Source organism: Actinomadura sp. NTSP31 (genome assembly GCF_041951385.1).
GTDB lineage: Bacteria > Actinomycetota > Actinomycetes > Streptosporangiales > Streptosporangiaceae > Spirillospora > Spirillospora napierensis.
In genome coordinates, this window is the sequence record NZ_JBGNUT010000036.1 from 45431 (window position 1) to 70822 (window position 25392).

At 73.1% G+C, this 25392-nt stretch carries 27 protein-coding genes; 14 read left to right on the forward strand and 13 right to left on the reverse strand.

What is annotated here, in order from left to right:
• Positions 1 to 35: 35 nt before the first annotated feature.
• Complete coding sequence (locus ACA514_RS40970) at positions 36 to 803, reverse strand: CAP domain-containing protein (protein ID WP_375046706.1); 768 nt, start codon at positions 801 to 803, stop codon at positions 36 to 38.
• 237 nt (positions 804 to 1040) lie between these two features.
• Between ACA514_RS40970 and ACA514_RS40975 the strand changes: the two genes are divergently transcribed.
• Positions 1041 to 2456 carry a hypothetical protein gene (locus ACA514_RS40975; protein ID WP_375046707.1) on the forward strand — a complete coding sequence of 472 codons (1416 nt, stop codon included), beginning with the start codon at positions 1041 to 1043 and terminating at the stop codon, positions 2454 to 2456.
• Between the two features lie 132 nt (positions 2457 to 2588).
• Positions 2589 to 4094: a cellulose binding domain-containing protein gene (locus tag ACA514_RS40980; RefSeq protein WP_375046708.1), complete on the forward strand. Its 1506-nt coding sequence runs from the start codon at positions 2589 to 2591 to the stop codon at positions 4092 to 4094.
• A gap of 32 nt (positions 4095 to 4126) precedes the next feature.
• Here the strand turns inward: ACA514_RS40980 and ACA514_RS40985 are convergent, their stop codons facing one another.
• Both ACA514_RS40985 and ACA514_RS40990 read right to left on the reverse strand, forming a co-directional pair.
• The gene (locus ACA514_RS40985; RefSeq protein WP_375046810.1) at positions 4127 to 5017 is read right to left on the reverse strand and encodes a sensor histidine kinase; all 891 of its coding nucleotides are present in this window, start codon (positions 5015 to 5017) and stop codon (positions 4127 to 4129) included.
• Positions 4957 to 5502 carry a hypothetical protein gene (locus tag ACA514_RS40990; RefSeq protein WP_375046709.1) on the reverse strand — a complete coding sequence of 182 codons (546 nt, stop codon included), beginning with the start codon at positions 5500 to 5502 and terminating at the stop codon, positions 4957 to 4959. The genes ACA514_RS40985 and ACA514_RS40990 overlap by 61 nt, the downstream gene beginning before the upstream one ends.
• A gap of 138 nt (positions 5503 to 5640) precedes the next feature.
• Between ACA514_RS40990 and ACA514_RS40995 the strand changes: the two genes are divergently transcribed.
• The gene (locus ACA514_RS40995) at positions 5641 to 6150 is read left to right on the forward strand and encodes a hypothetical protein (protein WP_375046710.1); all 510 of its coding nucleotides are present in this window, start codon (positions 5641 to 5643) and stop codon (positions 6148 to 6150) included.
• Positions 6151 to 6162: 12 nt separating this feature from the next.
• Here the strand turns inward: ACA514_RS40995 and ACA514_RS41000 are convergent, their stop codons facing one another.
• Positions 6163 to 6840 carry a response regulator transcription factor gene (locus ACA514_RS41000; protein ID WP_375046711.1) on the reverse strand — a complete coding sequence of 226 codons (678 nt, stop codon included), beginning with the start codon at positions 6838 to 6840 and terminating at the stop codon, positions 6163 to 6165.
• A 227-nt stretch (positions 6841 to 7067) separates the two neighbouring features.
• Here ACA514_RS41000 and ACA514_RS41005 point away from each other — a divergent pair, with 227 nt between their 5' ends.
• A complete protein-coding gene (locus ACA514_RS41005; RefSeq protein WP_375046712.1) occupies positions 7068 to 7268 on the forward strand; it encodes a hypothetical protein in 201 nt (66 codons plus the stop codon).
• A gap of 12 nt (positions 7269 to 7280) precedes the next feature.
• On the opposite strand, the gene ACA514_RS41010 is transcribed toward ACA514_RS41005, so the two are convergent.
• From ACA514_RS41010 to ACA514_RS41020, 3 genes are all read right to left on the reverse strand, one after another.
• Positions 7281 to 8144 carry an SDR family NAD(P)-dependent oxidoreductase gene (locus ACA514_RS41010; RefSeq protein ID WP_375046713.1) on the reverse strand — a complete coding sequence of 288 codons (864 nt, stop codon included), beginning with the start codon at positions 8142 to 8144 and terminating at the stop codon, positions 7281 to 7283.
• Positions 8135 to 9109: an alpha/beta fold hydrolase gene (locus ACA514_RS41015; RefSeq protein WP_375046714.1), complete on the reverse strand. Its 975-nt coding sequence runs from the start codon at positions 9107 to 9109 to the stop codon at positions 8135 to 8137. Before ACA514_RS41015 ends, ACA514_RS41010 begins: the two co-directional genes overlap by 10 nt.
• 109 nt (positions 9110 to 9218) lie before the next feature.
• Positions 9219 to 9665: a hypothetical protein gene (locus ACA514_RS41020; protein ID WP_375046715.1), complete on the reverse strand. Its 447-nt coding sequence runs from the start codon at positions 9663 to 9665 to the stop codon at positions 9219 to 9221.
• A 153-nt stretch (positions 9666 to 9818) separates the two neighbouring features.
• Between ACA514_RS41020 and ACA514_RS41025 the strand changes: the two genes are divergently transcribed.
• Entirely contained in the window at positions 9819 to 10550 is a 732-nt protein-coding gene (locus tag ACA514_RS41025) for an HD domain-containing protein (RefSeq protein ID WP_375046716.1), read from the forward strand.
• Between the two features lie 6 nt (positions 10551 to 10556).
• Here the strand turns inward: ACA514_RS41025 and ACA514_RS41030 are convergent, their stop codons facing one another.
• From ACA514_RS41030 to ACA514_RS41040, 3 genes are all read right to left on the reverse strand, one after another.
• The gene (locus tag ACA514_RS41030) at positions 10557 to 10877 is read right to left on the reverse strand and encodes a nuclear transport factor 2 family protein (RefSeq protein ID WP_375046717.1); all 321 of its coding nucleotides are present in this window, start codon (positions 10875 to 10877) and stop codon (positions 10557 to 10559) included.
• Between the two features lie 116 nt (positions 10878 to 10993).
• The gene (locus ACA514_RS41035; protein WP_375046718.1) at positions 10994 to 12517 is read right to left on the reverse strand and encodes a class I adenylate-forming enzyme family protein; all 1524 of its coding nucleotides are present in this window, start codon (positions 12515 to 12517) and stop codon (positions 10994 to 10996) included.
• Positions 12518 to 12522: 5 nt separating this feature from the next.
• Positions 12523 to 13104 (reverse strand): VOC family protein, encoded by a 582-nt coding sequence (locus tag ACA514_RS41040; RefSeq protein WP_375046719.1) that lies wholly within the window; start codon positions 13102 to 13104, stop codon positions 12523 to 12525.
• 144 nt (positions 13105 to 13248) lie between these two features.
• On the opposite strand from ACA514_RS41040, the gene ACA514_RS41045 reads away from it, so the two are divergent.
• The 4 genes from ACA514_RS41045 (at position 13249) to ACA514_RS41060 (ending at position 17401) form a co-directional block, all read left to right on the forward strand.
• A complete protein-coding gene (locus ACA514_RS41045; RefSeq protein WP_375046720.1) occupies positions 13249 to 13869 on the forward strand; it encodes a TetR/AcrR family transcriptional regulator in 621 nt (206 codons plus the stop codon).
• A 93-nt stretch (positions 13870 to 13962) separates the two neighbouring features.
• A complete protein-coding gene (locus ACA514_RS41050; RefSeq protein WP_375046721.1) occupies positions 13963 to 15510 on the forward strand; it encodes an AMP-binding protein in 1548 nt (515 codons plus the stop codon).
• A complete protein-coding gene (locus tag ACA514_RS41055) occupies positions 15507 to 16289 on the forward strand; it encodes an HpcH/HpaI aldolase/citrate lyase family protein (protein WP_375046722.1) in 783 nt (260 codons plus the stop codon). The genes ACA514_RS41050 and ACA514_RS41055 overlap by 4 nt, the downstream gene beginning before the upstream one ends.
• Entirely contained in the window at positions 16286 to 17401 is a 1116-nt protein-coding gene (locus ACA514_RS41060) for an alpha/beta hydrolase family protein (protein ID WP_375046723.1), read from the forward strand. The genes ACA514_RS41055 and ACA514_RS41060 overlap by 4 nt, the downstream gene beginning before the upstream one ends.
• A 54-nt stretch (positions 17402 to 17455) precedes the next feature.
• Here ACA514_RS41060 and ACA514_RS41065 read toward each other — a convergent pair whose 3' ends face one another.
• Positions 17456 to 17851 carry a nuclear transport factor 2 family protein gene (locus ACA514_RS41065; RefSeq protein ID WP_375046724.1) on the reverse strand — a complete coding sequence of 132 codons (396 nt, stop codon included), beginning with the start codon at positions 17849 to 17851 and terminating at the stop codon, positions 17456 to 17458.
• A 4-nt stretch (positions 17852 to 17855) separates the two neighbouring features.
• Complete coding sequence (locus ACA514_RS41070; protein WP_375046725.1) at positions 17856 to 19001, reverse strand: MBL fold metallo-hydrolase; 1146 nt, start codon at positions 18999 to 19001, stop codon at positions 17856 to 17858.
• Between the two features lie 148 nt (positions 19002 to 19149).
• On the opposite strand from ACA514_RS41070, the gene ACA514_RS41075 reads away from it, so the two are divergent.
• The gene (locus tag ACA514_RS41075; RefSeq protein ID WP_375046726.1) at positions 19150 to 20625 is read left to right on the forward strand and encodes an aldehyde dehydrogenase; all 1476 of its coding nucleotides are present in this window, start codon (positions 19150 to 19152) and stop codon (positions 20623 to 20625) included.
• A gap of 65 nt (positions 20626 to 20690) precedes the next feature.
• Here ACA514_RS41075 and ACA514_RS41080 read toward each other — a convergent pair whose 3' ends face one another.
• Positions 20691 to 21254, reverse strand: coding sequence for a MarR family winged helix-turn-helix transcriptional regulator (locus ACA514_RS41080; RefSeq protein WP_375046727.1), 564 nt, complete (start codon positions 21252 to 21254; stop codon positions 20691 to 20693).
• Between the two features lie 155 nt (positions 21255 to 21409).
• Between ACA514_RS41080 and ACA514_RS41085 the strand changes: the two genes are divergently transcribed.
• The 4 genes from ACA514_RS41085 to ACA514_RS41100 are packed head-to-tail and all read left to right on the forward strand — an operon-like array spanning position 21410 to position 25286.
• Positions 21410 to 22495, forward strand: coding sequence for an ABC transporter substrate-binding protein (locus ACA514_RS41085; RefSeq protein ID WP_375046728.1), 1086 nt, complete (start codon positions 21410 to 21412; stop codon positions 22493 to 22495).
• Between the two features lie 3 nt (positions 22496 to 22498).
• Positions 22499 to 23281, forward strand: coding sequence for an ABC transporter ATP-binding protein (locus ACA514_RS41090; protein WP_375046729.1), 783 nt, complete (start codon positions 22499 to 22501; stop codon positions 23279 to 23281).
• Positions 23278 to 24078, forward strand: a complete 801-nt coding sequence (locus ACA514_RS41095; protein ID WP_375046730.1) for an ABC transporter permease — start codon at positions 23278 to 23280, stop codon at positions 24076 to 24078. The genes ACA514_RS41090 and ACA514_RS41095 overlap by 4 nt, the downstream gene beginning before the upstream one ends.
• On the forward strand, positions 24075 to 25286 hold the full coding sequence (locus ACA514_RS41100; RefSeq protein WP_375046731.1) for an alcohol dehydrogenase catalytic domain-containing protein: 1212 nt from the start codon (positions 24075 to 24077) through the stop codon (positions 25284 to 25286). The genes ACA514_RS41095 and ACA514_RS41100 overlap by 4 nt, the downstream gene beginning before the upstream one ends.
• The last annotated feature ends 106 nt before the right edge of the window (positions 25287 to 25392 follow it).

The window sequence follows — 25392 nt, forward strand, 5'->3', positions numbered from 1 at the left end:
TCCAGCAGCACCCGACTGGGCGGCGCCGTCCCAGGTCAGCGGCTCGTGCCGAAGTCCTGCGTCCAGAACGGGCCGCCGCTCAGCACCACGCCGACGCCGATCTCCTTGTAACCGCAGTTGAGGATGTTCGCGCGGTGCCCGGCGCTGTTCATCCACGCCTGCATCACGCTCGCCGGGGTCGACTGCCCCTTGGCGATGTTCTCCCCGTAGGAGGACCAGCGGTATCCGGCCGCGGTGATGCGGTCGCCCGGGTCCTTGCCGTCGGGGTTGGTGTGCTCGAAGAAGTTCCGGGCGTGCATGTCGGCCGAGTGGCCCTGCGCGGCCCGCGCCAGCTTGCTGTTGACGGTCAGCGCGCGGCAGCCGTGCTTCGCGCGCTCGGCGTTCACCAGCGTGACGACCTGCGAGGCGTAGCGTCCGGCGGTCCCGCCGACCGGCGCGGCCGGGGCCGCCGGCTTGGCGGGCGCGGGCTTGGCCGAACGATGGTGCGTGGCGCGCGGCGTCGGCTTGTGCGACGGCTTCGCCTTCTTGCGGGGCTTCGGCTTCGCCGTCTTGGTGGGCGAGGGCCGCGGCGCGTCGGCGACCGGACGCGGCGGCGCGGCGCTCGGCGACAGCGACGAACCGCTCGCGGTGGGGGAGCCGTCGGCGCCGCCCCCGAACGCGCCGGCGGCCGTCCCGGCGACCCCGCCGATCACCAGCAGGCCCGCCGCCCCCGCCGCCGTCCAGACGGCGACGCGGCGGGACGCCCGGCGCGGCCGCCGTGCGGGGCGGGGCCGTCCGCCGCCGTGGGCATGGGGGTTGCTCATGGCGATGCCACATCCTTCTCTGTCATCGGTGTGCGAACGGGCAGCAGACCCCGCACCCTACGGGCGATAACAGAAAAATCATGGCTTGGTGTGGATCGTCCCCCGCCGGGCCGCCCGGCTCGGCCAAGAAAGCGGCAAGACCGCATGTCGAACGGCCCGCGGACGGTGGCCGCGCTCTCTGATTGACCATCGGAGGGCACAGGGTGCCTCCGTTTCCGGGGAAGAAGGAGTCACGCCGTGACGAGATGCTGGATGGCCGCCATCGCCGCCGCCGGGGCGGCCACCATGACGACCGCCTCCGTGGCCTGGCCCGCGACCGCGGGGAGCGCGTCCGCCGGGCACGCGCCGGCCGGGCACGCGCCGGGCAAGGGCCGCTGGGTCCTCCTGGACTCCGAGGACTTCGACCGTCCGCTGCACGTCGACGGGGCCGCGTGGCGGCTGGACCCGCAGGGCAAGCGCAGCCCGTGGAACGTCGACGCGTTCGACGACGACGGCGAGGCCTGGACGAAGATGAGCGGCCCGCTGTTCAAGAAGCAGCTCTCCACGCTCAACGTGTTCCGCAAGCGCGTCGCGTTCGGCCGCCACGGATGGCTCACCGCCGAGGTCGCCGCCCTCGACAAGGACCACGACGGCCGCCCCGACTCGCGCCCCGGCCTTTCCACCACGACGCTGCCCGGCGGGCAGAAGGCCGCCCGGATCTCGGAGCCGAGCTGGGACGCGGGCGTGCTGATCCGGCCGACGCGCCCGCTGCCGCCGCATTACCGCGTGGAAATGACGCTGCGCGGCATCGACTTCGGCGGGAAACGGCACGGCACCTTCGACTACAACGGCCGGCACAACGGCTACACCAAGGAAGCCTGCAAGACCCGCTACCCGTGGACGTTCACCGGGGCGCTCCCCGGCAAGTCGCGTTGCCAGTACCACGACGTGACGCGGGAGAACGGCTTCTACTACATGACGATCCTCGACTACGCGACGCCCGCGCCGCACGGCAACCCCGACATCCATTTCCGGCGCAAGGTCATCATGGACGGCTACTACAGCGACCAGCCCCGCTGGAAGAGCGCCGCGACCTGCAACCCGAAGACCCGCAAGATGTACCGGACGTTCACCGGCACCCTCAACGGCGTCAACGCGCTGTTCGCCCGCGGCGACAAGTTCATCGGCGGTCCCGACAACGACATCAGCACCGAGTACTACGCCAAGACCGCCTGCGGGAACGCGTCGCTCGACAAGCCGTACGGGCCCGGAAAGCGGTTCAGCGGGCATCTGACGAGCGCGGAATTGCAGCCGCAACTGCTGCCGAAGGCGTCCTACCGGTTCGCCGTCGAGCGCGACCGCACCGGCTACACCCTGGAGATGAGCGGGCCGTTCCTGCACATCGGGCAGGCCACGCTGCGCGTCCACCACGACTTCATCGAGCACGGCCGCCCGATCTGGCACTACAACCAGACGCCCGGCGAGTACGACGGCCGTTTCGACCGCAAGCTCGTCCACAAGGGCCCCGCCGGCACGTACGTCACCAAGCACACGTGGCCGAAGGGCTCGGCCTACCCCGACTCGTTCGTCATCGGCGACCCGCACCTCAACTACTACGAGGGCGAGGCGGTCGTCGACGACATCCGCCTCTACGTCCCGCGCAAGGGCGGGTGACCGCGGGCGGACGATCTCGCTTAGGACCTGATCAGGAACGGCTTAACAGCTCACTAAGAGCGGCCTGACGTGCGGCGGAACGCCCTAGTTTGGCGCCGTTGCCCCCGATCGCCAGTCCTGAGGAGGACCGCCATGCCACCCACCCCCCGGCGCCGACGCAAAGGACGGGGATACTTCGCCGCCGCCGGAACGGTGGCCGCGGCCGGTGCCGTCGCCGGCGCGCTGGTGCTGCTGCCGGGGACGGCGAGCGCCGAGGCCATCAAGGCGTCCTACGCCAAGGTCAGCGACTGGGGGACCGGCTACACCGCGCAGTACACGGTCACCAACGCGGGCACCGAGACCACCCACGGCTGGGACCTGGCGTTCGACCTGCCGTCCGGCGCCCGGCTCACCAGCCTGTGGAACGGCCGGTACAGCGTGGCCGGCCGGCACGTGACGGTGCGGAACGAGGAGTGGAACGGCGACCTCGGCGCCGGGCGGTCGGCCGTGGTCGGGTTCGCCGTGGACGAGGCGGCGGGGACCGGCGACCCCACAGGCTGCAGCATCGGGGGCGCGGCCTGCGAGGCGGCCCCGGCCCCGTCGCCGACGCCGAGCGGCCGCCCGTCCGGCACGCCCGCGCCGAGCCCGAGCCCGAGCCCGACGGCGACGCGGACGGCGAGCCCGTCGCCCAGCCCGTCAAAGACGGTGACGCCCACCCCGACCCCGACGAAGACGACCCCGGCCCCGGACGCCGGCGACGGGACAACGGTGTTCGCCCCCTACGTCGACACGGGCCTCTACCCGCCCTACGACCTGAAGGCGGCGGGCAGCGAGGCGGGCGTCAAGGAGTTCAACCTGGCCTTCGTGGTGTCCGGCGGCGCCTGCACGCCCACGTGGGGCGGCGTCGAGGACCTGGACGCCAACAAGGTCGCGCAGCAGATCGGCGCGGTGCGGCAGGCGGGCGGCGACGTCCGCGTGTCGTTCGGCGGCGCCAGCGGCAGCGAGCTCGCGCTGTCGTGCTCGACCTCCGGCGCGCTGGCCGCCGCCTACGGCAAGGTCGTCGACCGGTACGCGCTCACCAAGGTCGACTTCGACGTCGAGGGCGGCGCCCTGACCGACGACGCCGCCAACGACCGCCGCGCCAAGGCGATCGCGTCGCTGCAACACGACCACCCGGGGCTGCGGGTGTCCTTCACCCTGCCCGTCCTCCCGCAGGGCCTCACCCAGGACGGCGTGGACCTGCTGAAGAACGCGGCCGGCAACGGCGTCCAGATCGACGCGGTGAACATCATGGCGATGGACTACGGCGACGGCGCCGCCCCGGACCCGTCCGGGAAGATGGGCGACTACGCCATCGACGCCGCGACCGCGACGCAGCAGCAGGTCAAGGGCGTCCTCGGGCTCGGCGACGCGCAGGCGTGGCGGCGGGTCGCGGTCACCCCGATGATCGGCGTCAACGACGTCGCGACGGAGGTGTTCACCGTGGCGGACGCCCGCAAGGTCGCGGCGTTCGCGAAGAGCAAGGGCATGGCGTGGGTGTCGATGTGGTCGGCGACCCGCGACAAGCCGTGCGCGGGCGGCGCGAAGAACTACGCCGACCCGACGTGCAGCGGCATCGTCCAGCAGCCGTTCGACTTCGCCCGCGCCTTCGGGGGCTGACCATCGGGACGTTGGGCATCACCGCGGACGGCTCACTCGCGGGAGTGCCGCCGGGTGCGACGCCCCGCCCGGCGTCCTGCCCTGCGTCCCGCCCTGCGCCCCGTCCTGCGGGAGGGCGGCCTGGACTCGGTGCGCAGCCACAGTTCGATCTGCGCGCCGCCCAGCGGCGCGGCGCCGATGTTCAGCGAACCGCCGGTCGACTCGGCGAGCCGGCGGGCGATGTCGAGGCCGAGACCGGTCGAGCCGGCGCCGCTGGCGCCGCGCCGCAGCGCCTCCTCCGCGTCCGGGATGCCGGGCCCGGCGTCCCCGATCAGCAGACCGGTGGAGTACCGGCCGCGGTGCAGCGCGACCGACAGCGCGGTGCCCTGCGGGGTGTGCCGGAAGACGTTGCCGAGCAGCGCGTCCACGGCCGCGACCAGGTCGTCCTCGCCGGCCGGCACCGGCGCGGGACCGTCCGGCAGGGCCACCTCGCAGTCGCGGCCCTGGTCGGCGGCGAGGGCCGACCAGAACTCCAGCCGGCGCCGGACCACGGCGGCGGCGTCGCAGCCCGGCCGCCCGCCGGCCGGCCGCCGCGCCGTCGCGATGATCTGGTCGACGGTCTCCTCCAGCCGGCTCAGCGCGTCCTGGCTGTGCGCCATCCGGTCCGGGTCGGCGGGGTTGGCGGCCAGCCCGTTGAGGTTCACCCGCAGCGCGGTCAGCGGCGTGCGCAGCCGGTGCGACAGGTCGGCGGCCGACTCGCGCTCGGCCGCCAGCAGCCGGACGAGCCGGTCCGCCATCCGGTTGAAGGCCGTCCCGGCGTCGCGCAGCTCGTGCGGCCCGCCGGGCGCGACGCGGGCGGCGAGGTCGCCGTCGCCGACCCGGGTCACCGCGTTCGCCAGCCCCTCGGCGGCCCGCACGACCCGGACGGCGAGCCGGTCGGCCATCGCGACCGACACCAGCACCAGCGCGACCGCGACGAGCCCGAGGATGGTCCGCGACCGCGCCACCCCCGGTTCAGCTCCGCGTCCGGCACGTACACCTCGATGACGGCGACGCGGTCGGCGTCCAGCAGCGCGGGGGTGAGCAGGACCGTCCCGCCGGACGCGGGCGCGGTGAACGCGCGGCGGAGGCGGCGCGCCTTCGCCACGTCGGCGGCCGCGGCGTGCGCCGCGCCGATCGCGGCGCCCTGCGGCGGGTGCAGCGCGAGCCGTCCGGCGGCCCCGGCGGGCGTGGAGCCGACCGCGTCGGCGAGCGGGGCGGGCGCGGCGGTGACGGTGAGGACCGGTTCCAGGGACGCGGCCTGCTGCGCGGCGGCGGCGAGCGCCCGGTCGTGCGCCATCTGCCCGACCAGCAGCCCGAGCGGGACGACGAACGACAGCGCCACCATGGCGGTCACGGCCGTCGCGATCCGCGCCAGCGCACCTCTCATCGGCTCCCTCCCGGGTCCGGTCGCCCGGGCGGCCGCTCCGGCGGGTCGCCCCGGCGCGGGACGGCGCGGCGCTTCCGCGGCTTGCGTTTCATCCGGATACCAGGGCGAATTGGTCGCGGTGGGGGAGATACTAGGCCAATGCGGGTTCGTTTTCGTTTCACCGCCGTGTGGATCGCCACCACGGCGGCGGGCATCGCGATCAGCTGGGCCGGGGTCGGCCACGCGCTGCGCGGCACCACGCTGCCCGCACCGGACCTCGCGGCCAACGTTCCCGTGCAGCGCGGCCGTCCGCCCGCCCCGCCGCCGGCCGCGTCGCCGTCCGCGTCGGCCTCGGCTCCGCGCCGTTCGGTGTCGCCCACGGCGTCCGCCGGTGCTCGCGGCACCGCGCCCGCGTCGCCGGGCCCGAGCCCGTCGGCGTCGGCGTCCGGGAAGGTCCGCACGTACGTGGTGCGGTCCGGACGCGTCGTGCTGTCGCTGACCTCGACGTCGGCGCGGCTCGTGTCGGCGGTGCCCGACAGCGGGTTCGAGGCGAAGACGTGGCGGAAGGCCGGCTGGCTGCGCGTCGACCTCACCGACGGCGCGCACGGCTCCGCGGTGTTCGCCACCTGGAACGGCCATCCGCCGATCGTCCAGGTCTACGAGTACTGAGCCGCCGCCCGTTCACTCGGGGCCGGTGAGCATGACGCCGACGCCCCGGACGGTGTGCAGGTAGCGGGGCGCGGCGGCGTTCTCGCCCATCTTGCGGCGCAGCCACGACAGGTGCACGTCGATGGTCTGGTCGTCGCCGTAGGGCTGCTGCCACACCTTCGCCAGCAGCTCCCGCCGGCCGACGACCCGCCCCGCGTTCTCCGCCAGGTACCCCAGCAGGTCGAACTCGCGGCGCGACAGCCGCAGCGGAGCGCCCCCCATGGACGCCTGGCGCCGTTCGAGGTCGACGCGGAGCTCGCCGAGCACGACGGCGTCGCGGCGCAGCCGCCCGCGGGCGCGGCGCAGCACCGCCTCCACGCGGGCGTGCAGGTGGTCGGCGGAGAACGGCTTGACCACGTAGTCGTCGGCGCCCGCGCCGAGCAGCCGGATGATCTCGGCCTCGCCGTCCCGCGCGGTCGCCACGATCACCGGCACGTCGGAGACGGCGCGCAGCATCTTCAGCGCCTCGCCGCCGTCGAGGTCGGGCAGCCCGAGGTCCAGGACGACGACCTCGGGGGCGGCGGCGGTCGCCTCGCGCAGCGCGTCCAGCGCCCGTCCCGCGCTGCGGACCGCGTGCCCCAGCCCGGTCAGCTCGCGGATCAGCGCGCGCCGCACGTGCTCGTCGTCTTCCACCAGCAGGATCGAGGCCACAGCTGGACGATAGGCCATCGTCCCGGCGCACCGGAACGAACCGCGCGCCGACGGGCCGGGCACAACACCGCCGATGGCGCTTAACACTTAATCAGCGCTTGATTAAGAGTTACATAAGGGTCGCTTATCGCAGCCCTTTCCGGTGATTCACGAATGTGCCGCGAGTTAATGTCATTGGTGGACGACAACGGGGGCGGAAGCTGTTCCGCGCGGTTTCTGGGGGGCTCATGGTCACCGACGCCGGGACGCACGCGCGGGCCGCCGGCGGGACGCGCCGGAGGCGGCGCGCCCGCCGTCGCCGGCAGCGCGGACGGCACGCGGGCGGCCCGCCGGCCGTCTTCCCGCGCGCGCCCGCGCCGCTGCGCCGGCTGGCCGCCGCCGTCTGGCTGGCGGACGCCGCGCTCGCGGTCACGGCCCTGTTCTGCTGACCGGAGCCGGTCTCACTCCACGACGGCCGGATTGTAGGACGGCGGGTCGCCGAGCATGCCGCGGTGCGAGCGCGGCCGGGAGCCGTCGGTGTCGACGACGCCGAGCTCCTCGCCGAGCTCCGCTCCGATGAGCACCTGCCCGGTCCATTTCATCGGCTCCGGGGACCGGGCGAGCGCGTCGATGACCCGGCCGCTGAATTCCGGCGACTCGGCCCCGGCGGCGAACGAGGCGTACTTGTCGGGGACGCCGTCGAAGAGCGCCTTGTTCCGCTCGGTCTTGAGCAGGCCCATCCACAGCGAGATGACGGCCACGTTGTAGGGCCGGAAATCGACCGCCATGTCGTGGGCCATCTTGTCCACGGCCGCCTTTCCGGCGCCGTAGGCGGGGCCGTGCATGTAGCAGTGGCCGCCGAATGACGAGGTGTTGACGACGAGACCGCCGTCGCCCTGGATCAGCAATGGCGCGGCGTAGTAGGTCGCCACGTACGCCGACCGCATTCCCACGTCGAACATGCTCTGCAACGCCAGCGGCTTCTCCCAGAACGGGCCCTTGCGGGTCAGGCCGTCCGGGATCGTGAACGCGTTGTTGACCAGCACGTCCAGCGTGCCGCTCTCCCGCCCGACCTGCTCGAACAGGGCCCTGACCTGGTCGTCGTCGGAGTGGTCGCAGACCACCGGGACGCCGGTGCCGCCGCGCGCGGTGATCTCCTCGGCGGTGGCGAACACCGTGCCGGGCAGGTCCGCGTCGCCCTCCGCGCGGGTGCGCCCGGTCACGTACACCGTCGCCCCGGTCTCGCCGAGGGCCAGCGCGATGCCCTTCCCGGCGCCGCGGCTGGCGCCGGTGACCACCGCCACCCGGTTCCCGGTCAGGCCCATTCGTCGCTCCTCGCGAGGAATTCCAGCATGGTCGCGGTGGTCTCCTCGGGTTTCTCCATCTGCATCATGTGCCCGGCGTTCTTGAGCATCCGGACGTCGCGGACGTCGTCGTAGTGCTCGTGCAGCCTGTTCAGCGGGTCGTCGCCGTGCCAGCCCTCCAGGTCGGCGTCCTGCTCGCTGCCGATGAAGAAGTACGGCACGGGGTTCTTCCTGCCCCGGTACGACTTGCGGTGCTCCCAGGACAGGTCCATGGCGCGGTACCAGTTCAGCCCGCCGGTGAATCCGCTGCGGCTGTAGTCGGCGACGTAGAACTCCAGTTCCGCGTCGGTCAGCCACGTCCACGGAAGGGGCGGGGTCTCCGGCAGGGCGTCGATGTACGTCGTCCCCGGCGGCTGCCGCCAGACGTCGAGGTAGTGGTAGTCGCTGGACAGCGCGTAGAACACCTTGCGCAGGAACTCGCGCGGCGCCGCTGCGAGGTCGCGGTCGGCGACGCCCGGTTCGGCGAAGTAGTGGATGTGGTTGAAGTGCCGCCGGGCCTGCCGGGCGGCGAGCGTCAGGGGCGATTCGTCGCTCGGTGTGAAGAACGGGTTCTCCAGCCCGATGATCGCCGCGACGCGCTCCGGATGGTGGTAGGCGAGGTCGTAGGCGGCGAACAGCCCGAAGTCGAGGCCGCTGAACACCGCCCGCTCCTCGCCGAGGTGGTCGAGGAGGCCGGTGAGGTCCCCGACGATCCGCTCGACGCCGTACTCGCGGTGGTCGTCCGGGCCGCTCGTCCGCCCCATCCCGCGCATGTCGGGCGCGACGACCCGGAAGCCCGCGTCCGCGATCGGCCCGATCTGGTGCCGCCAGCTGAACCAGAGGTGCGGGAATCCGTGCAGGAGGACCACGAGCGGTCCTCGCCCCTGCTCCACGTAGTGGACGTCGAGGCCGTTGATGTGCGCGTACCGATGACTCCAGCCGGCCATGCTGCGGTTCCTTCGGGCCGAGGGACCTGACCTTCGGACTGTGCAGGACGGCGGCCCCGATGACAGCACCATGTCTCGCTCAGTGGGAACCCGCTCGCTCCCGGGCGGCTCAGGACGCGTCGCCGCGCGGGAAGAAGGTGATCCAGTCGGCGATCATCGCGGGGGAATCGGTGCCCTCGACCTCCAGCTCGTTGCGGGTCAGCACGCGCGTCCCGCCGTCCTTCTGCCGGAGGTCGAGCAGCGTCGCCCGCACCCGGACGCGGCAACCGGTCCGCACGGGCCGCAGGAACCGCACCTTGTCGATGCCGTAGTTCAGGCCGCCGGAGCCGAGGTCCAGCTCCCGCTTGTGGAACGCCACCAGCATCGACAGCATCAGGAACCCCGAGACGGACCGCTCGCCGGGCCCGCCATTGGACGTCGGCCGGCCCAGGAACTCCTCGCGCAGGAACGTCGCGTCCCTGAACGTCTCCTCGTCCGTGCTTTCGAGGGGCACCCAGTCCGAGCGGAACAGTTCCTTGCCGACCAGGCCGGGGAGGTCGGCGAGGGAGTGGGTCATCGGATCGTCCTTCCGGTGTCCGGGGCCGGGACATGCCGGACCGATCCTGCCCTATCGGCGGGAACCGGATGATCACCGGCCGCGTCCCATCCGTACGCGGGACGGACCGCACACTCCGGACCCGGGGACTCCCTCCCGCGAGAGGGGAGCACGGTGCCCGGCTTTCTGGAGACCCTTCCGCTCCACACGATCACCGCGGTGTACGGCGAGGCCGGCCTCCGCGACCGGTTCGCGCGCGAGATCCTGCGCTTCCCGGAACCGGACTGGCGGCGCCTCAGCACCGCCCTGGCCCTGGCGAGCGACCTGCACCGGCAGGACCGCCGGGTCAGCGAGCCCACGATCAACCACCTGCTCCGCGTGACCCTGCGCGTCATGTGCCACTACCGGGTGGACGACGTGGACGTGCTCGTCGCCGCGCTGCTGCACGACTCCGTCGAGGACCACCCCGCCGACCTGGCCGGGGACGGCCACGACGCGCCGGCCGAGGCGGCCCTGGCCGTGCTGGAGGCCGAGTTCGGGCCGCGCGTGGCGGGCCTCGTCCGCGCGGTGACGAACCCGGACTACGACCGGAGCCGCGACGTCCACGCCCAGTACCGCGCGCACGTCGCCGCGAGCCTGGAGCGCCACCCCGCCGCGCGGATCATCAAGGTCTCGGACTTCACCGACAACGGCGTCGGGCTGATGCACACCACCGGGCCGAAGGTCCGCAAGCTCGCCCGCAAGTACCGGCCGCTGGTCCCCGGGCTGAAGGAGCTGATCGCCCGCCCGGACACCCCGCTGGACGACCCCGTCAAGCGGCACATCACCGGCCAGCTCGACCGCGCCGAGGAACGCTTCGACGCGATCCTGCAAGGCCACACCCTGCAGGCCCGCGCGGCCTCCTAGCCGGGGTCAGGCCTGGCCGGTCTCGAAGCGGCGCACCTTGCCGTCGCTGACGTCGAAGTGCCACCGGGTGCGCATCTCGCCCCATTTCTCGTTGCGGTACCGGGCGACGAGCGAGCGCCCGCCCTCGGCCTCGGACTCGACGTCCAGGTGGCCGCTGGCGCCGAAGATCTCGCTGTCGGCCCATTGGCCCAGGTCGCGGTCGGTCCCGTCGTCGCTCATCGTGGCGTCGTCGGTCAGCGCGGCGCGGAACGCCGCCACGTCGTTGGCGTTGATCGCGTTCACCAGGGCGCGGACGGCGGGCTCGCTCAGCTCGTCGGCAGGGATCACGGACCGCTCCTTCGCGGGAGGACGCCGGCCGCGGGCGGAGGCCGCGGGGCGTCACGGACAGTGACGATGATCTACCCCGGGAGCCGCGGCTCTACGCGGCGCGGCCGGCGGGCGGGTCAGCGGTGGGCGTTCCGCAGGTCCGTCTTGACGACCTTGCCGGTGGCGTTGCGGGGGAGGGCGGCGGCGAACTCGACGCTGCGCGGGCACTTGAAGTGCGCGATCCGCTCCCTGATCCAGGCGATCAGCTCGCGCTCGCCGGGCGCGGCGCCCGGGACCGCGACGACGACGGCGTGGACGGCCTCGCCCCAGCGCTCGTCCGGGACGCCGATCACCGCGACCTCCGCCACGTCCGGGTGCTCGGCGAGCGCGGCCTCGACCTCGGCGGGGAAGACGTTCTCCCCGCCGCTGATGATCATGTCCTTGGCGCGGTCCACGACGAACAGGTAGCCGTCCGCGTCGATGCGGACGACGTCGCCGGTGCGGTACCAGCCGTCCGGGGTGAACGCGGCGGCGGTGGCGTCGGGGTCGCGCCAGTAGCCGGTGGTGAGGGAGTCGCCGCGGATGAGCAGCTCGCCGGGCTCGCCGGGCGGCACGTCCGCGCCGTCCGGTCCGGCGACCCGTACCTCCCAGCCGAGCGTGACGTTCCCGGCGCTGGCCAGGTGCGGACCGTCCGGGACGTGGTCGTCCGGGTGCAGCAGGCTGATGAACGACTGGCACTCGGTGTTGCCGTAGATCTGGCGGAACCGGCAGCCGAGGGTGTCGAGGGCCGCGCGCAGCGACGCCGGCGTGATCGGGGCGGAGCCGTACTGGATCTCGCGCAGCGACGACAGGCCGGGCCGGACGGGGCGGCTCCGCACCTCGGCGACCAGCATGTCGATCAGCGTGGGGCCGGCGGTGAAGAACTCGACGCGGTCGGTCTCGATCGCGTCCACGACGGCACCCGGATCGAACGCGCCGTGCACGATCAGCTCCCCGGCCGTCAGCACGCACTGCATCGCCTGCGCGAACCCGGCGAGGTGGAACAGCGGCATCAACTGAAGGTGCCGGGACCCGGGGACCTGGTCGCCGATCTCGATCGCGAAGCCGGACAGGCTGCGGATGAGGGAGGCGTTGTCCAGCGGGATCGCCTTGGGCCGTCCGGTGGTGCCGCTGGTGTGCATCAGCCCGAACACGCCCGTGGCGGAGAGCCGTTCGGCCGGGCGCGGCGGTGGCGGTGCGTCGAGCCCGGCGTCGGGGAGCCAGCCGCCGTCCGCCGTCCCGATCGCGACCCTGGCGCGCAGGCCGGGGGCGGCGGCGTCGACCGTGCCGGTGAACGCGGGGTCGGCGACGGCGGCGACCGGGGTGAGCAGCGCGCAGAGCCGCTCCAGTTCGGGCGCGGCGAGCCGCCAGTTGACGAACGCGGGGATCGCGCCCGCCCGCATCAGCGCCAGCGCGTGGACGAGGAAGTCGGCGCTGTTGCGCGCCATGACCGCGACGACGTCGCCGTCCCCGATCCCGAGCGCGGCCCAGCCGCCCGCGCGCCGCTCCACCGCGTCCAGCAGCTGCCCGTAGGTGAGGCGGGCGCCGCGGTCGTCGCGGACGGCGGTCCGGTCGCGGTGCGCCGACGCACGCCATTCGAGGACGTGGATCCAGCTCTGCACGGCCGTCAGCCGGTGACGGGAGCGTGGCGGTCGGCGGCGGTGCGCGGTTCGTGCGCGACGTCGTCGGGCGTGAAGTCGCGCAGCCAGCACGCGAATTCCAGCAGGATGCCGTCGGGGTCCTGGAAGTAGAAGGACCGCACGTAGACGCCGGGGTGCATCTCCCGCGCGACCTGGGTCTCGCTGTCGTCGTGGTTGACGATCGGCGCGACCTTCACGCCCTTGGCCTTCAGCCGGGCCCGGTACTCCTCGAACATGTCGGGCGGGACGTCGAAGGCCACGTGGTTCAGGGACCCGATCGCGCTGATCCACTCGCCGAAGCCCGGCACGGTCACCGGCGCGGCGACGCCGGGAGCGGCGTCCGGCGAGTTCGGGAACCAGAAGAACGCGAGCGAGTTGCCGTTGCCCGCGTCGAAGAAGAAGTGCTGGCCCATCCCGCCCGGCAGGTCCAGCGTCTTGATCAGCTTCATGCCGAGGACGCCGCCGTAGAAGTCCACGGTGCGCCGCATGTCCGAGCAGACCAGCGCGACGTGGTTGAAGCCGCGGATGCGGAAGGCCGGCTCCGCGCCGCCCGTGTTCGCTGCGCTCACGTGTCACTCCTCCGGGGTCGATAAACTAATACTAACGTCAGATTTATATGCTTCCCTGCCTCGGCGCCGCTGTAAAGGCCCCGGACGGGCGGCGGGGGCGCCGAGGCGTCCCGGCGGGAGGAGAAACCGGTGTTAGGTTCAGGTGTGGAGAAGGATCAGACCACGCGTCCGACCGTGCGCGGGCGCAGGACGCTCGCCGCCATCGAGGCCGCCGCCCGCCGGATCATCGCCCGCAAGGGCTTCCTCGCGATGACGGTCGCCGACATCGCGCAGGAGGCCGGCCGCTCGCCCGCCTCCTTCTACAACTACTACGACTCCAAGGAAGACCTGCTCGCCCACTGGGCGGACGACTTCCGCGCCGAGGCCAAGGCCCGCGCGGTGGTCGCCTACAAGCACGGCGTGCCGCCCCGCGAGCGCGTCATGGAGTCGGCGCGCGCGCACTGGCTGACCTACCGCGAGCGGCTCGCCGAGATGGTCGGCGTCTTCCAGCTCGCCATGATCAACGAGGAGTTCGCCGGGCACTGGCGGGAGCTGTGCGACGACGCGGTGGACAGCATCGCCGAGAGCGTCCGGCGCGCCCAGCGGGAGGGCTACTGCCCCGGCGCCGACCCCGGCCTCACGGCCGCGGCGATCGTCGCGATGCTCAACCAGTTCTGCTACGACCGCCTCGCCGGTGCCGGCGAGGACGCCGACATCGACGACGAGGCGGCGATCCGCACCCTCGGCGAGATCTGGTACCGCGCCATCTACTGGCGGGCCGACTAGCAGGGCCGACGCGGGACGAGGTGGGGCTTGTCAAACCTCGTGCGGCTCTAACATGATTCCAACGTCAGATTTGCTTTTCATCGAGGAGGCCGCATGGCGTTGGACGGATCCCCGGCCGGGATGGTCCGGCGCTGGGCGCGGGAGCGCCCGGACGCCGCGGCGGTGTCGACGGGCGGCGGCCGCTCGCTCACCTTCGGCGAACTGGACGGGCTGAGCTCGCGCCTCGCGCGGGCGCTGATCGCCGCCGGGGCCGCGCCCGGCGACCGCGTCGCCTTCCTCGGCCGCGACGCCACCACGTGGGCGGTGACCCTCGTCGGGGCCTCCAAGGCCAGGGCCATGGGGGTCCCGCTGAACTGGCGGCTGTCCCGGCCCGAGACGGCCGAGGTGATCGCCGACGCCGGGCCGGTCGCGGTGGTGTGCGAGCCGGAGTTCCTGCCGCTGCTCGGGCTCCCGGCGGAGGACGGCGCCGACCCGCAGGTGGTGGTCGGCGGGACGGCCGCCCCGCTCGGCGCGTGGCTCGCCGGTCACGACGCCGACGATCCGGAGCTGCCCGCCGAGCCCGACGACGTGGCGTTCCTCTTCTACACGTCCGGGACGACCGGCCGCCCGAAGGGCGTGCAGCTCGCCAACCGCAACGTGGCCGCGAACCTCGCCAAGCCCGCGCCGTGGACGATCGGCCCCGGCGACACCGTCTTCGTGCCCGCGCCCACCTTCCACGTCTCCGGCAGCGGCTGGCTGTTCCTGTGCCTCGGCGTCGGCGCGCACGCGCTGTACGTTCGCGACATCGTCCCCGCCGATGTGCTGCGGCTACTGGAGTCGGAGCGGGTGACGCACGCGCTGGTCGTTCCGGCGCTGCTCCAGATGCTCGTCCGCGACCCGGTCGCGCGGGAGACCGACTTCTCGCGGCTCCGGACGCTGATCTACGGCGGCTCGCCGGTCGCGCCGGCCGTCCTGGTCGAGGCGCGGGAGCTACTCGGCTGCGACCTCGTCCAGGGCTACGGCCTCACCGAGACGTGCGGGCCGATCACGTTCCTCGGCCCCGCAGACCACGCGCCCGGCGCGCCCGAGCACCGGCTGGCGTCCGCGGGGCGCGCGGTCGAGGGTGTCGAGCTGTCCGTCCGCGACCCGGCGACCGGCGAGCCGCTGCCCGCCGGGGACGTCGGCGAGATCTGGACGCGCAGCGACATGGTGATGGTCGGGTACCGCGACCGGCCCGCCGAGCAGGCCGCCGCGATGACCCCGGACGGCTGGTTCCGCACCGGCGACGCGGGCCGCCTGGACGCCGGCGGCTACCTGTTCGTCACCGACCGGGTGAAGGACATGATCGTGTCCGGTGGCGAGAACGTGTACCCGGTCGAGGTCGAGAACGTGCTGATGGCGCACCCCGCCATCGCCGACGCGGCGGTCATCGGGGTGCCGCACGAGCGCTGGGGCGAGACGGTGAAGGCCCTCGTCGTCGCGCGGGGAACGCCGCCCGCGCCGGAGGACGTCATCGGGTACTGCCGCGAGCGGCTCGCGCACTACAAGTGCCCGACCTCGGTCGACGTGGTGGACGACCTGCCCCGCAACCCCAGCGGCAAGATCCTCAAGCGCGAACTCCGGGCCGCCTACTGGCCCGCCGGCGGACGGAGCGTCGGATGACCGGGCCGGCGCGCGGCAACCGGGTGAAGCGGGCGCTGGCGGACGGGCGGGTCGCGGTCGTCGTGGCCGGGCACTCCGCGACGTCCGACACCGCAGACTTCGTCGGGCGGCTCGGCTTCGACGGGCTGTGGCTGGAGGGCGAGCACGGCGCGGTGACGTGGGACCGCATCGGCGACCTCAGCCGGGCCTGCGAGCTGTGGGACATGGCCGCCATGTACCGGGTCCGCACGCTGGAGCCGTCGCTGGTGGCGCGTGCGCTGACCCTCGGTGTGCACGGCATCGTCGTCCCGCAGGTGAGCACGGCCGACGAGGCGCGGCGGCTGGTCGCCGCCGCCAAGTTCGCGCCGCAGGGCGCGCGCGGGGTGTCGCGGGGGCGCCGCTCCTACGGCCGTCCGGGCTTCCTGGACGAGGAGAACGACCAGACCGTCCTCGTCGTCCAGCTCGAAGACCCGGGCGCGCTGCGCAACGCGGAGGAGATCGCCGCCGTGCCCGGCATCGATGTCGTGTTCGTCGCGCCGAACGACCTCGCGCAGGCGATGGGGCACCAGGGCCGCCCCGACCACCCCGAGGTCGCGGGTGCCATCGACGAGACGCTCGCCCGGATCGCCGCCGTCGGAACCGCGCCCGGCACGCTGTGCCCCGCCGACCAGATCGACCGGTTCGTCGGGCTCGGCGCCCGCTTCCTCTACACCTCCTACGACGCCTGGATCACCGCCGGGGCGCGCGGCTTCCGGAGCGCCCTCGACGCCGCCACCGCACGACAGGACGGAGCAGCATGACGATCGAACGCACCTTCGTGGGCCTCCCCTCCCCGACGATCGGACGGGCCGGCGCGGGCGGCCACCCCTGCCAGGGCCTCTACCACCGGCGCGCGGGCACGAAGCCGAAGGTCGCCTTCATCGCGACGCACTACCAGATCGATTTCTCCGAGCACTACCTCGCCGAGTACATGGCCGAGCGCGGCTTCGGGTTCCTCGGCTGGAACACCCGGTTCCGCGGCGACGAGAGCCACTTCCTGCTGGACCACGCGCTCGTCGACATCGGCGTTGGCGTGCGGTGGCTGCGTGAGGTCGCGGGCGCCGAGACCGTCGTCCTGCTCGGCAACTCCGGTGGCGGCTCGCTGATGGCCGCCTACCAGTCGCAGGCCGTCGAGCCGAACGTGACGACGCTGCCGGGCCTGCGCCTCGCCGCCGGGGTGGACGACCTGCCCGCCGCCGACGCCTACATCTCCGTCGCCGCGCACCTCGGCCGTCCCGACGTGCTCACGTCCTGGATGGACGCCTCGGTCACCGACGAGTCCGACCCGGTCGCGACCGACCCGTCCCTCGACCTGTTCAACCCGGAGAACGGCCCGCCCTACAGCGCCGAGTTCCTCGCCCGGTACCGCGCCGCGCAGGAGGCCCGGAACCGGCGCATCACCGCCTGGGTGAAGGACGAGCTGGCGCGGCTGTCCGCCGCCGGGTACCACGACCGCCCGTTCAGCGTGTTCCGCACGTGGGCCGACCCGCGCATGGTCGACCCGTCGATCGAGCCGACGAACCGGCGCCCGAACAGCTGTTACCCGGGCAAGCCGGAGCGTGCGAACCGGTCGGTGTTCGGGATCGCCGCCGCCTGCACGCTGCGCACCTGGCTGAACCTGTGGAGCCTGGACGACTCGCAGACCCGCGCCCACCCGCACCTGGCCCGCATCACCGTGCCGTCGCTGGTCGTCAACGCCGACGCCGACACCGGCGTGTTCCCCAGCGACGCCGCCGCGATGTACGACGCGCTCGCCGCGCAGGACAAGGAGCGCCACGACCTGTCCGGCGACCACTACTTCCTCACCCCGGAGGGCGCGCGCGGCGAACTCGCCGACCTGATCGCCTCCTGGCTCGGCAAGCGCTTCCGGTAACGGCGGACGTTCCTGAACCGTGCCCGGCCTCGGCGGGCCGGGCACGGTTCCCGCTCAGCGCTTCGCCGGACGCCACGGATCCAGGCAGCGGCTCTGCGCCGGATCCAGGTACTCGTCCAGGCGGGTGATGCGGCCGTCCTTCACCGTGACGATGAAGCAGGCCCGCAGCGCCAGCTCCGTGCCGTCCGGGACGACGCCCCGCAGCACGTGCTGCTGGACGTAGCCGTCCGGCGTGGGACGCCGCCGGATCTCGGTGTAGCGCATGTCGCGCAGCGTCCCGGTGAGCCAGCCCAGCACCCGCAGGTTCTCCTCCGGGCCGATCACCCGGTCGTCGGTGTTGTGCCAGATCTCCGCGTCCGGGGCGTACAGGGACGTGCGGACGGCGTCCAGGTCGCCGGTCTCCACGGCCGCGACGAACTCGTCCGCGAGCCGCTCGATGGATCGTTCCACGCCGTCAGCCCCGCTTCCCGCGCAGCGGCACCGTGACGAGGTCGTTCCCGACCACCACCGGCCCGCGGTAGGACTTGCGGGCGCCCTGGTACCAGGTCCGGTCGGGGACCATGCTCGGCTTCGCCGGGCCGAGATGGCTGAGCACGAGCTTCCCGGCGTCCGCCCGCCGCGCCACGTCGCCGACCTGCGTGACGTCGGTGTGCGCCTCCTTCAGGTGCTCGATGAACGCCTCGTTCTGGTTCTTGTCCTTGTAGTAGTCCACGCTGACCGCCTCGTGGACGAGCACGTCGCTGCGGTGCGCCAGCTCGATGATGTTCTCGTGGTACGCCGTGTCGCCGGAGAAGGTGATCACGCCGTCCGGCGTCTCGCAGCGGAACCCGAACGCGGGGAACACCAGCCCGTGCGCGCCCAGCGTGGCCTGCACCCGGATGCGGTCGTCCTCGAACACCGTGAACGGCCGGATCCGCGGCGCGCGGTTCTTCAGCGCGTCGGCGCCGGTCCGGGACACGTCGATCTCGGTGAGCTTCAGGATCGACTCCGGATGGATCGGCGTCGCGCCCTCCCGCCCGTAGATGTTGAACGTGTAGGCGTTCGCGTTCAGGCTGCCGTTGATCAGGTCCTTCAGGCCGGGCGTCGGGTTGTCCGGGTTCACGTCCGGCACCGGGCGCGGACCCGCGAACGGCGGCCCCATCGCGCCCGCCGGCCCCGGCCCGAACACCTCCACCGGCGGGACCAGCGCGTCCCCGTCCGGGCTGGCCTGCGCCAGCATCAGGTAGTTGAACAGGTCGGCGGTGTGGTCGGCGTGCAGATGCGTCACGAACACGGCCCGCAGCGACTTCAGCGGCAGCCCCGCCCGCACGTACTGGCCGGTCGAGCCGCGCCCGGCGTCGAACAGGTACGTCCGGTCGCCGACCACGACGGCACTGGAGATCCCGGACCGCTCCGCGATCGGCACCGGGCCGCCCGCGGTGCCGAGCAGCACCAGCCGCGTCCGCGCGCCGTCCGCCCGCCCGCGCTCCGGCGCCGCCAGCGCCCGCCCCGGCACCCCCACCGCGCCGAGGGCCGCGGCCCCCACCACGGCCGCCGACCCGATCACGGCCCGCCGCGACGGCCGCCCCGCCGCCGTCCCGCCCGCTTGCCCGTCACACATGCCCAGCTCCGATCCGTGCGAGAATGAAGCTGACATTAGATTCAGAAACTGCCCCGGCGCAATACCCTCGCCCGCCGCGCTCCGCGGCTCCTGGAAGAATGCTGGGTTCTTGATATCTTCAACCCAAGCTATCTGAGGGGTGTGGGCGATGAGCGCGGGCGAGGCGGACGAGATCCTGGTCGGCGGGGTCTGGCGGCGCGGGTCGGGAGCGGTCATCGAGTCGCTCAGCCCGGTGGACGGCTCGGTGATCGCCCGCCTGCACGGCGCGGACGCCGCCGACGTGGACGAGGCGGTACGGGCGGGCGCCGCGGCGGCGGCCGACCCCGCCTGGCGCGACCTGCTCCCGCACGACCGCGCCCGCTTCCTGGTCCGGATCGCCGACGCGATCGCCCGGTCGTCCGAGCGGCTGGCCGCGCTCCAGACCCGCGACACCGGAAAGTCGATCAACGAGACGCGGGCGCTGGTGAGCAGCGCGCAGGCCACGTTCCGCTACTTCGCGGCGGCGCTGGAGACGGTGGAGGAGAGCCTCACGCCCCCGCGCGGCCCGTACCTGACCATGAGCGTGCACGAGCCGATCGGCGTGGTCGGCGCGATCACCCCGTGGAACTCGCCGATCGCCAGCGACGCGCAGAAGATCGCGCCCGCGCTGGCGGCGGGCAACGCGGTGGTGCTGAAGCCGGCCGAGTGGACGCCGCTGGTGGCGCTCGCCCTCGGCCGGCTGATCGACGAGTCCGGGCTGCCGGCCGGCCTGCTGTCGGTGCTGCCCGGCCCGGGGGACGTCACCGGGGACGCGCTCGTCCGGCATCCCGGCGTCGGCAAGGTGTCGTTCACCGGCGGCACCGCCACCGGACGGGCCATCGGCGCGGCGGCCGCGCAGAAGATCATGCCGGTCTCGCTCGAACTGGGCGGCAAGTCCCCGACGATCGTGTTCCCCGACGCCGACATGGAGCGGACCATCGCGGGCCTGCTGTTCGGCGTCTTCTCCTCGTCCGGGCAGAGCTGCATCGCCGGCTCGCGCGTCTTCGTCCACGCCTCGGTGTACGAGCAGGTGCTGGGCGAACTCGTGGCGCGCGCCGGCGGGCTGCGCGTCGGGCCGGGGACGGATCCGGCGACGCAGGTCGCGCCGCTGGTGACGCACGCCCACCGGGACCGGGTGGCCGGGATGGTCCGGCGGGCCCGGCAGGAGGGGGCGCGGGTGCTCTGCGGCGGGCGGGCGCCCGAAGGCCCGCGATGGTCCGACGGCGCCTACTACCTCCCGACGATCCTGGACGGGCTCCCGAACGGCTCGGCCACCTGCCAGGAGGAGATCTTCGGCCCGGTGCTCGTGGCGCTGCCGTTCGAGGACGAGGACGACCTCGTCGCGCAGGCCAACGACTCGGTCTACGGGCTCGCCTGCGGCATCTGGACCCGCGACTACCGGCGGGCCTGGCGCGTCGCCCGGCGGATCGACGCGGGCACGGTCTGGATCAACACCTACAAGCAGTTCAGCATCTCCACGCCGTTCGGCGGCATGAAGGAGAGCGGCATCGGCCGCGAGAAGGGCCGCGAGGGGATCTTCGCCTACATGCGGCAGAAGAGCGTCTACTGGGACCTGGCGGAGGGACCGCTTCCCTGGGCATCGTGACGGACGGCCCGTGGTCGACGGCCCGTGACGGGCAACCCGTGACGGGCGGTCCCCCCGGCCCGCCGTCAGGAGGGGCTGCGGGTCGTCCGGCGCGGACGGCGGGGCGGGGCGACCGCGCGCCCCGCGACGGCGGCCTCGATGGACCGCTGGAGCAGGATCAGGCTGTCGGCGATCTGCGCGCGCTGCTCCCGGGACAGGCCGGCGAGCAGGGTCTCCTCGTTCGCCAGGTGCCGGGCGAACACGTCGTCGATGAGGCCGAGGCCGACCTGGGTCAGCTCGGCGAACATCACCCGCCGGTCGTTCGGGTGGGGGCTGCGCCGGATGAGGCCCTGGCGTTCGAGCGCGTCCAGCCGGCCGGTCATGGCGCCGCTGGACAGCAGCGAGGACTCGGCGAGCTCGGACGGCGTCTTGCGGTAGGGCGGGCCGCCCCGGCGCAGGTTGGCCAGCACGTCGAAGGACTTCGGCGTCAGGTCGTAGGGGGCGAGGAACGCCTCCAGCTCCTGGCGCGAGAGTTCGGCCACGTGGCGCAGGCGGCCGAACACCCCGATCGGAGAGGCGTCCAGGTCCGGACGCTCCCGGCGCCAGTCGTCCAATGCCTTCCCGACCGTGTCCATTGCACCGTCGTCCATTGCACCGTCCGTGTGATGAGAGTGGGGCGGGTCCGTGCGAGCCGTCCGAAAGAATAGCGGAACCAAGATATCTTGACACAAGTAATTTAGGTCCCAGATACTTCGGTGCGAACCACCGCCCGCGTCCCCCGAGCCAGCTTTCACACGAGGTCACGATGCAGATACCTTTCGCCGCGGTCCGCAAGGCCCGCCGGAGCCGCTGGGGCCGCCGGGCCCTTCCCGGCGCCGCACTGGCGCTGACGGCGGCACTCGCCCTCTCGGCCTGCGGGGACTCCGGGCCCGAGAAGGACGCCTCCGGACGCACGAAGGTCACCGTCCGCACCGACGTCTTCTACACCGGCGCCGTCCTGCCCCTCGTCGCCGGCGTCGAGCAGGGCATCTACGCCAAGCACGGCCTGAACGTCACGCTCAACCCCGGCAAGGGGTCGGCGACCACCCTGCAGACGGTGGCGAACGGCTCGGACGACATCGGCTACGCCGACGCCGGCGCGCTGGTGCAGGCCGTCGGCAAGCACATGCCGGTCCGGATGGTCGCCGGGATGGTGCAGCGGTCGCCGCTGGCGATCTTCGCGAAGAAGGACTCCGGCATCACCGGCGCCAAGGACCTGGCGGGCAGGACCGCCGGGTTCACCGCCGGGTCGGCGCCCGAGACGGTCTTCCCCGCGTTCGCCAAGGCCACCGGCCTCGACCCGGATTCGGTCAAGCTCAACAAGGTCGACGTGCCGACCCGCGACAGCCTGTTCGTCCAGGGCAAGACGCAGTTCACCTTCGGGCTCCTGAACGTCACCGAGCCGAACATGAAGGCCAAGTGCGGCTGCGACCTGACGGTCCTCGGCTACGCCGCGTCCGGCCTCGACGTGCTCAGCTCCGGCCTCGTGACCTCCAAGAAGTTCGCCGACCACGACGGCGGCGTACTGCGCAAGTTCCTCGCCGCGACGGCCGAGGCGGTCCAGGCGACCAACGCCGCCCCGGACGCCGCCGTCGACTCCTTCTTCAAGTTCGTCAAGACGACGACGCTGTCCAGGGACGTCGTCAAGCAGCAGTGGCTCGCGTCCGCGAAGCTGCTCACGACGGACCGGACCAAGGGCCAGCCGTTCGGCTGCACGGCCGCCGACGACTGGAAGAGCACCATCCGGGTCATGGAGCAGTACGGCGGCGTCGGCGCCGGGAAGGTCGCGCCGGCGGACGCCGCGAGCAACGCCTTCCTGTCCGGATGCTCCGACACGCTCGGAGGGAAGTAGCGGATGGCCGGCGCGACCGCCCCCTTCATCGAGTTCGACCGGTTCACCAAGTCCTTCGACGCCGTCACCGCGGTCAGCGAGATGTCCTTCGAGCTCGAGCGCGGCGAGTTCCTCGCCATCGTCGGGCCGAGCGGCTGCGGCAAGAGCACCCTGCTGATGGCCCTCGCCGGGCTGACCCAGCCGTCCACCGGCCAGGTGCGGGTGCAGGGCGAGCCGGTGCTCAAGCCCTACACCGACCTCGGCTTCGTCTTCCAGAGCGCGGAACTGCTGCCGTGGCGGACGTCGCTGCAGAACGTCCTGCTGCAGAGCGAGGTCCGCCGCGCCCCCAAGCAGGAGGCCGAGCGGCGCGCCCGGGAGCTGCTCGGGCAGGTGGGCCTCGACGGGTTCGAGGACAGTTACCCCGACGAGCTGTCCGGCGGCATGCAGCAGCGCGTGGCGCTGTGCCGCGCCCTGCTGCACGACCCGGAGATCCTCGTCATGGACGAGCCCTTCGGCGCGCTGGACGCGCTCACCCGGGACCAGATCCAGATCGACCTGCAGCGGATGTGGATGGAGCGCCGCAAGACGGTCGTCTTCGTCACCCACAGCATCGACGAGGCCGTCTTCCTCGCCGACCGGGTCCTGGTGTTCTCGCCCCGCCCGGCCCGCATCGCGGCCGAGTTCCGGGTGCCGCTGGAGCGCCCGCGGCACCTGAGCGCGCGGACCGGCCCGGAGTTCACCGACCTCGTCGGGCGGATCCGCGGCGTCTTCGAGAACCTCGGCGTCCTGAAGGAGGAGTCCAAGTGAGCCGGAGGCGGTTCCTGGAGTCGCGGATCGCCGACTGGGTGCTGCCGCTCATCCTGGTGGCGGTCATCGTCGCGGCCTGGCAGATCGTCTGCTCGTCCGGCGCGGTGGAGGAGTACGTGCTCCCCGCCCCCGGCGACGTCCTGCAGAAGATGTTCGGCGACTTCGGCACCTTCGCCGACCAGTCCGTCCCGACCATGGTGGCGATCTTCGCCGGCTTCGCGCTGGCCGTGGTCGTCGCGCTGCCCATCGCGGTGGCCATGGTCTACAGCGGCGTCGTGCGGCGCGCGATCTACCCGCTGCTGATCATCGCCCAGGTGGTGCCCAAGGTCGCGATCGCGCCGCTGTTCATCATCTGGTTCGGGTTCGGCCAGCTGCCCAAGGTGCTGATGGTCGCGCTGATCTGCTTCTTCCCCGTGGTGATCGACTCGCTCGTCGGGTTCAAGGCGGCCCGGCCGGAGAGCCTGATGCTGGTGCGCTCGATGGGCGCGAGCCGCTGGCAGGCGTTCTGGAAGGTCCGCTGGCCGTGGGCCCTGCCGAGCATCTTCGCCGGCGTCAAGGTCGGCATCACCCTCGCCGTCGTCGGCGCGGTGGTGGCCGAGTTCGTCGGCGCGGACAAGGGCCTCGGCGTCATGCTGATCACCGCGCGCGGCGACATGGACAGCCTGACGGTGTTCGCCTCGATCGCCTGGCTGACCGTGATCGGGTTCGTCCTGTTCGTCCTCGTGGAGGTCCTGGAGCGGGTCCTGGTGCCGGGCAAGCGCGGCGGACGCTCCCACGAAGCGTCCGGTTCGCTGTGACCGCGCCCGGCCGGCCCGGCGGGGTGCCGTCGAACGGGACCCAGCGCGCCGTCATGTACGCCGGGCCCGGGCGCGTGGCGGTGGGCGAGGCGCCGATGCCCGCCCTGGAGACCCGCGCCGCGCCCGGCGTGCTGCCGCGCCGCTGCGACCACGGCGTGATCGTCCAGGCGCTCGCGACCTGCGTCTGCGGGTCCGACCAGCACACGCTGCACGGCCCGGGCGCCGTCGAGGGCATGGTGCTCGGCCACGAGCTCACCGGCGTCGTCGTCGAGACGGGCCGGGACGTGGAGCGCGTCAGGGTCGGAGACGTGTGCTCGGTGCCGTTCAACGTCGCCTGCGGGCGGTGCGCGAACTGCCGGGCCGGCCTGACCGGGCACTGCCTGACCGCGAACCCGGCCAGGCCCGGCGCCACCTACGGGATGGGCGAGGGCTTCGGCGGCTGGGCCGGTCTGCAGGCGCGGTACGCGCTCGTCCCGTACGCGGACTTCAACCTGTACGTCTTCCCCGATCCCGACCACGCCCGCGAGCGGTTGCTGGACGTCGCCATGATCGGCGACATCCTGCCCACCGGCTACCACGCCGCCCGCTCCGCCGGCGTCGGCCCCGGCTCGACCGTGTACGTCGCCGGGGCCGGGCCGGTCGGCCTCGCCTCGGCGGTCGCCTGCCGGATGCTCGGGGCCGCCGCCGTGGTCGTCGGCGACTTCAACCGCGAGCGGCTCGAGCACGTCCGCTCCGTCGGATTCGCCGCGGCGGACCTCGCGGACGGCGACCTGGCCGGGACGGTCGCCGAGACCGTCGGCGTCCCGCACGTGGACGTCGGCATCGACTGCGTCGGCATGTCCGACGCCGCGGTCGCGAACGCCGGGGCGGACGGGAGCACACCGGCCGCGGGCGCGTTCAACGACATCGTGGCGATCGTGCGGCACGGCGGCGCCGTCTCGGTTCCCGGCGTGTACCCGGCGGGAGCGCCCGGCACGCGGCCCCGGCTCGGGGTCTGGCTCGGCGGCGTCTGGTCCAAGGCCATCACGGTCACCTCCGGCGCCACCCCCGTCCGGCGCTACCAGGACGAGCTCGCCACCGCCGTGCTCCGCGGGGACGTCGGCATCGCGGACGCCGTCGGCGCCACCCCGGTTCCGCTGGAGCAGGGCGCCGACGCGTACGAGCGCTCAGGGGCGGGCGCCGGGCGCAAGTTCGTCCTCATCCCGTAAGACCCCGCGAACTGTAAGACCCCCGCGAACGCGACGGCGCCGGGACCGCATCGGTCCCGGCGCCGTTTCGCCTTCCAGCGGAGAGGTCCCCGTCCCGGAGCCTTCG

Coding starts and splice junctions, on each gene's coding strand:
- ACA514_RS40970 (WP_375046706.1), bottom strand. CDS start 803: ATGAGCAACCCCCATGCCCACGGCGGCGGACGGCCCCGCCCCGCACGG.
- ACA514_RS40980 (WP_375046708.1), top strand. CDS start 2,589: ATGCCACCCACCCCCCGGCGCCGACGCAAAGGACGGGGATACTTCGCC.
- ACA514_RS40985 (WP_375046810.1), bottom strand. CDS start 5,017: ATGGCCGACCGGCTCGCCGTCCGGGTCGTGCGGGCCGCCGAGGGGCTG.
- ACA514_RS40990 (WP_375046709.1), bottom strand. CDS start 5,502: ATGAGAGGTGCGCTGGCGCGGATCGCGACGGCCGTGACCGCCATGGTG.
- ACA514_RS40995 (WP_375046710.1), top strand. CDS start 5,641: ATGCGGGTTCGTTTTCGTTTCACCGCCGTGTGGATCGCCACCACGGCG.
- ACA514_RS41005 (WP_375046712.1), top strand. CDS start 7,068: ATGGTCACCGACGCCGGGACGCACGCGCGGGCCGCCGGCGGGACGCGC.
- ACA514_RS41010 (WP_375046713.1), bottom strand. CDS start 8,144: ATGGGCCTGACCGGGAACCGGGTGGCGGTGGTCACCGGCGCCAGCCGC.
- ACA514_RS41015 (WP_375046714.1), bottom strand. CDS start 9,109: ATGGCCGGCTGGAGTCATCGGTACGCGCACATCAACGGCCTCGACGTC.
- ACA514_RS41020 (WP_375046715.1), bottom strand. CDS start 9,665: ATGACCCACTCCCTCGCCGACCTCCCCGGCCTGGTCGGCAAGGAACTG.
- ACA514_RS41050 (WP_375046721.1), top strand. CDS start 13,963: ATGGCGTTGGACGGATCCCCGGCCGGGATGGTCCGGCGCTGGGCGCGG.
- ACA514_RS41055 (WP_375046722.1), top strand. CDS start 15,507: ATGACCGGGCCGGCGCGCGGCAACCGGGTGAAGCGGGCGCTGGCGGAC.
- ACA514_RS41060 (WP_375046723.1), top strand. CDS start 16,286: ATGACGATCGAACGCACCTTCGTGGGCCTCCCCTCCCCGACGATCGGA.
- ACA514_RS41070 (WP_375046725.1), bottom strand. CDS start 19,001: ATGTGTGACGGGCAAGCGGGCGGGACGGCGGCGGGGCGGCCGTCGCGG.
- ACA514_RS41075 (WP_375046726.1), top strand. CDS start 19,150: ATGAGCGCGGGCGAGGCGGACGAGATCCTGGTCGGCGGGGTCTGGCGG.
- ACA514_RS41080 (WP_375046727.1), bottom strand. CDS start 21,254: ATGGACGACGGTGCAATGGACACGGTCGGGAAGGCATTGGACGACTGG.
- ACA514_RS41085 (WP_375046728.1), top strand. CDS start 21,410: ATGCAGATACCTTTCGCCGCGGTCCGCAAGGCCCGCCGGAGCCGCTGG.
- ACA514_RS41090 (WP_375046729.1), top strand. CDS start 22,499: ATGGCCGGCGCGACCGCCCCCTTCATCGAGTTCGACCGGTTCACCAAG.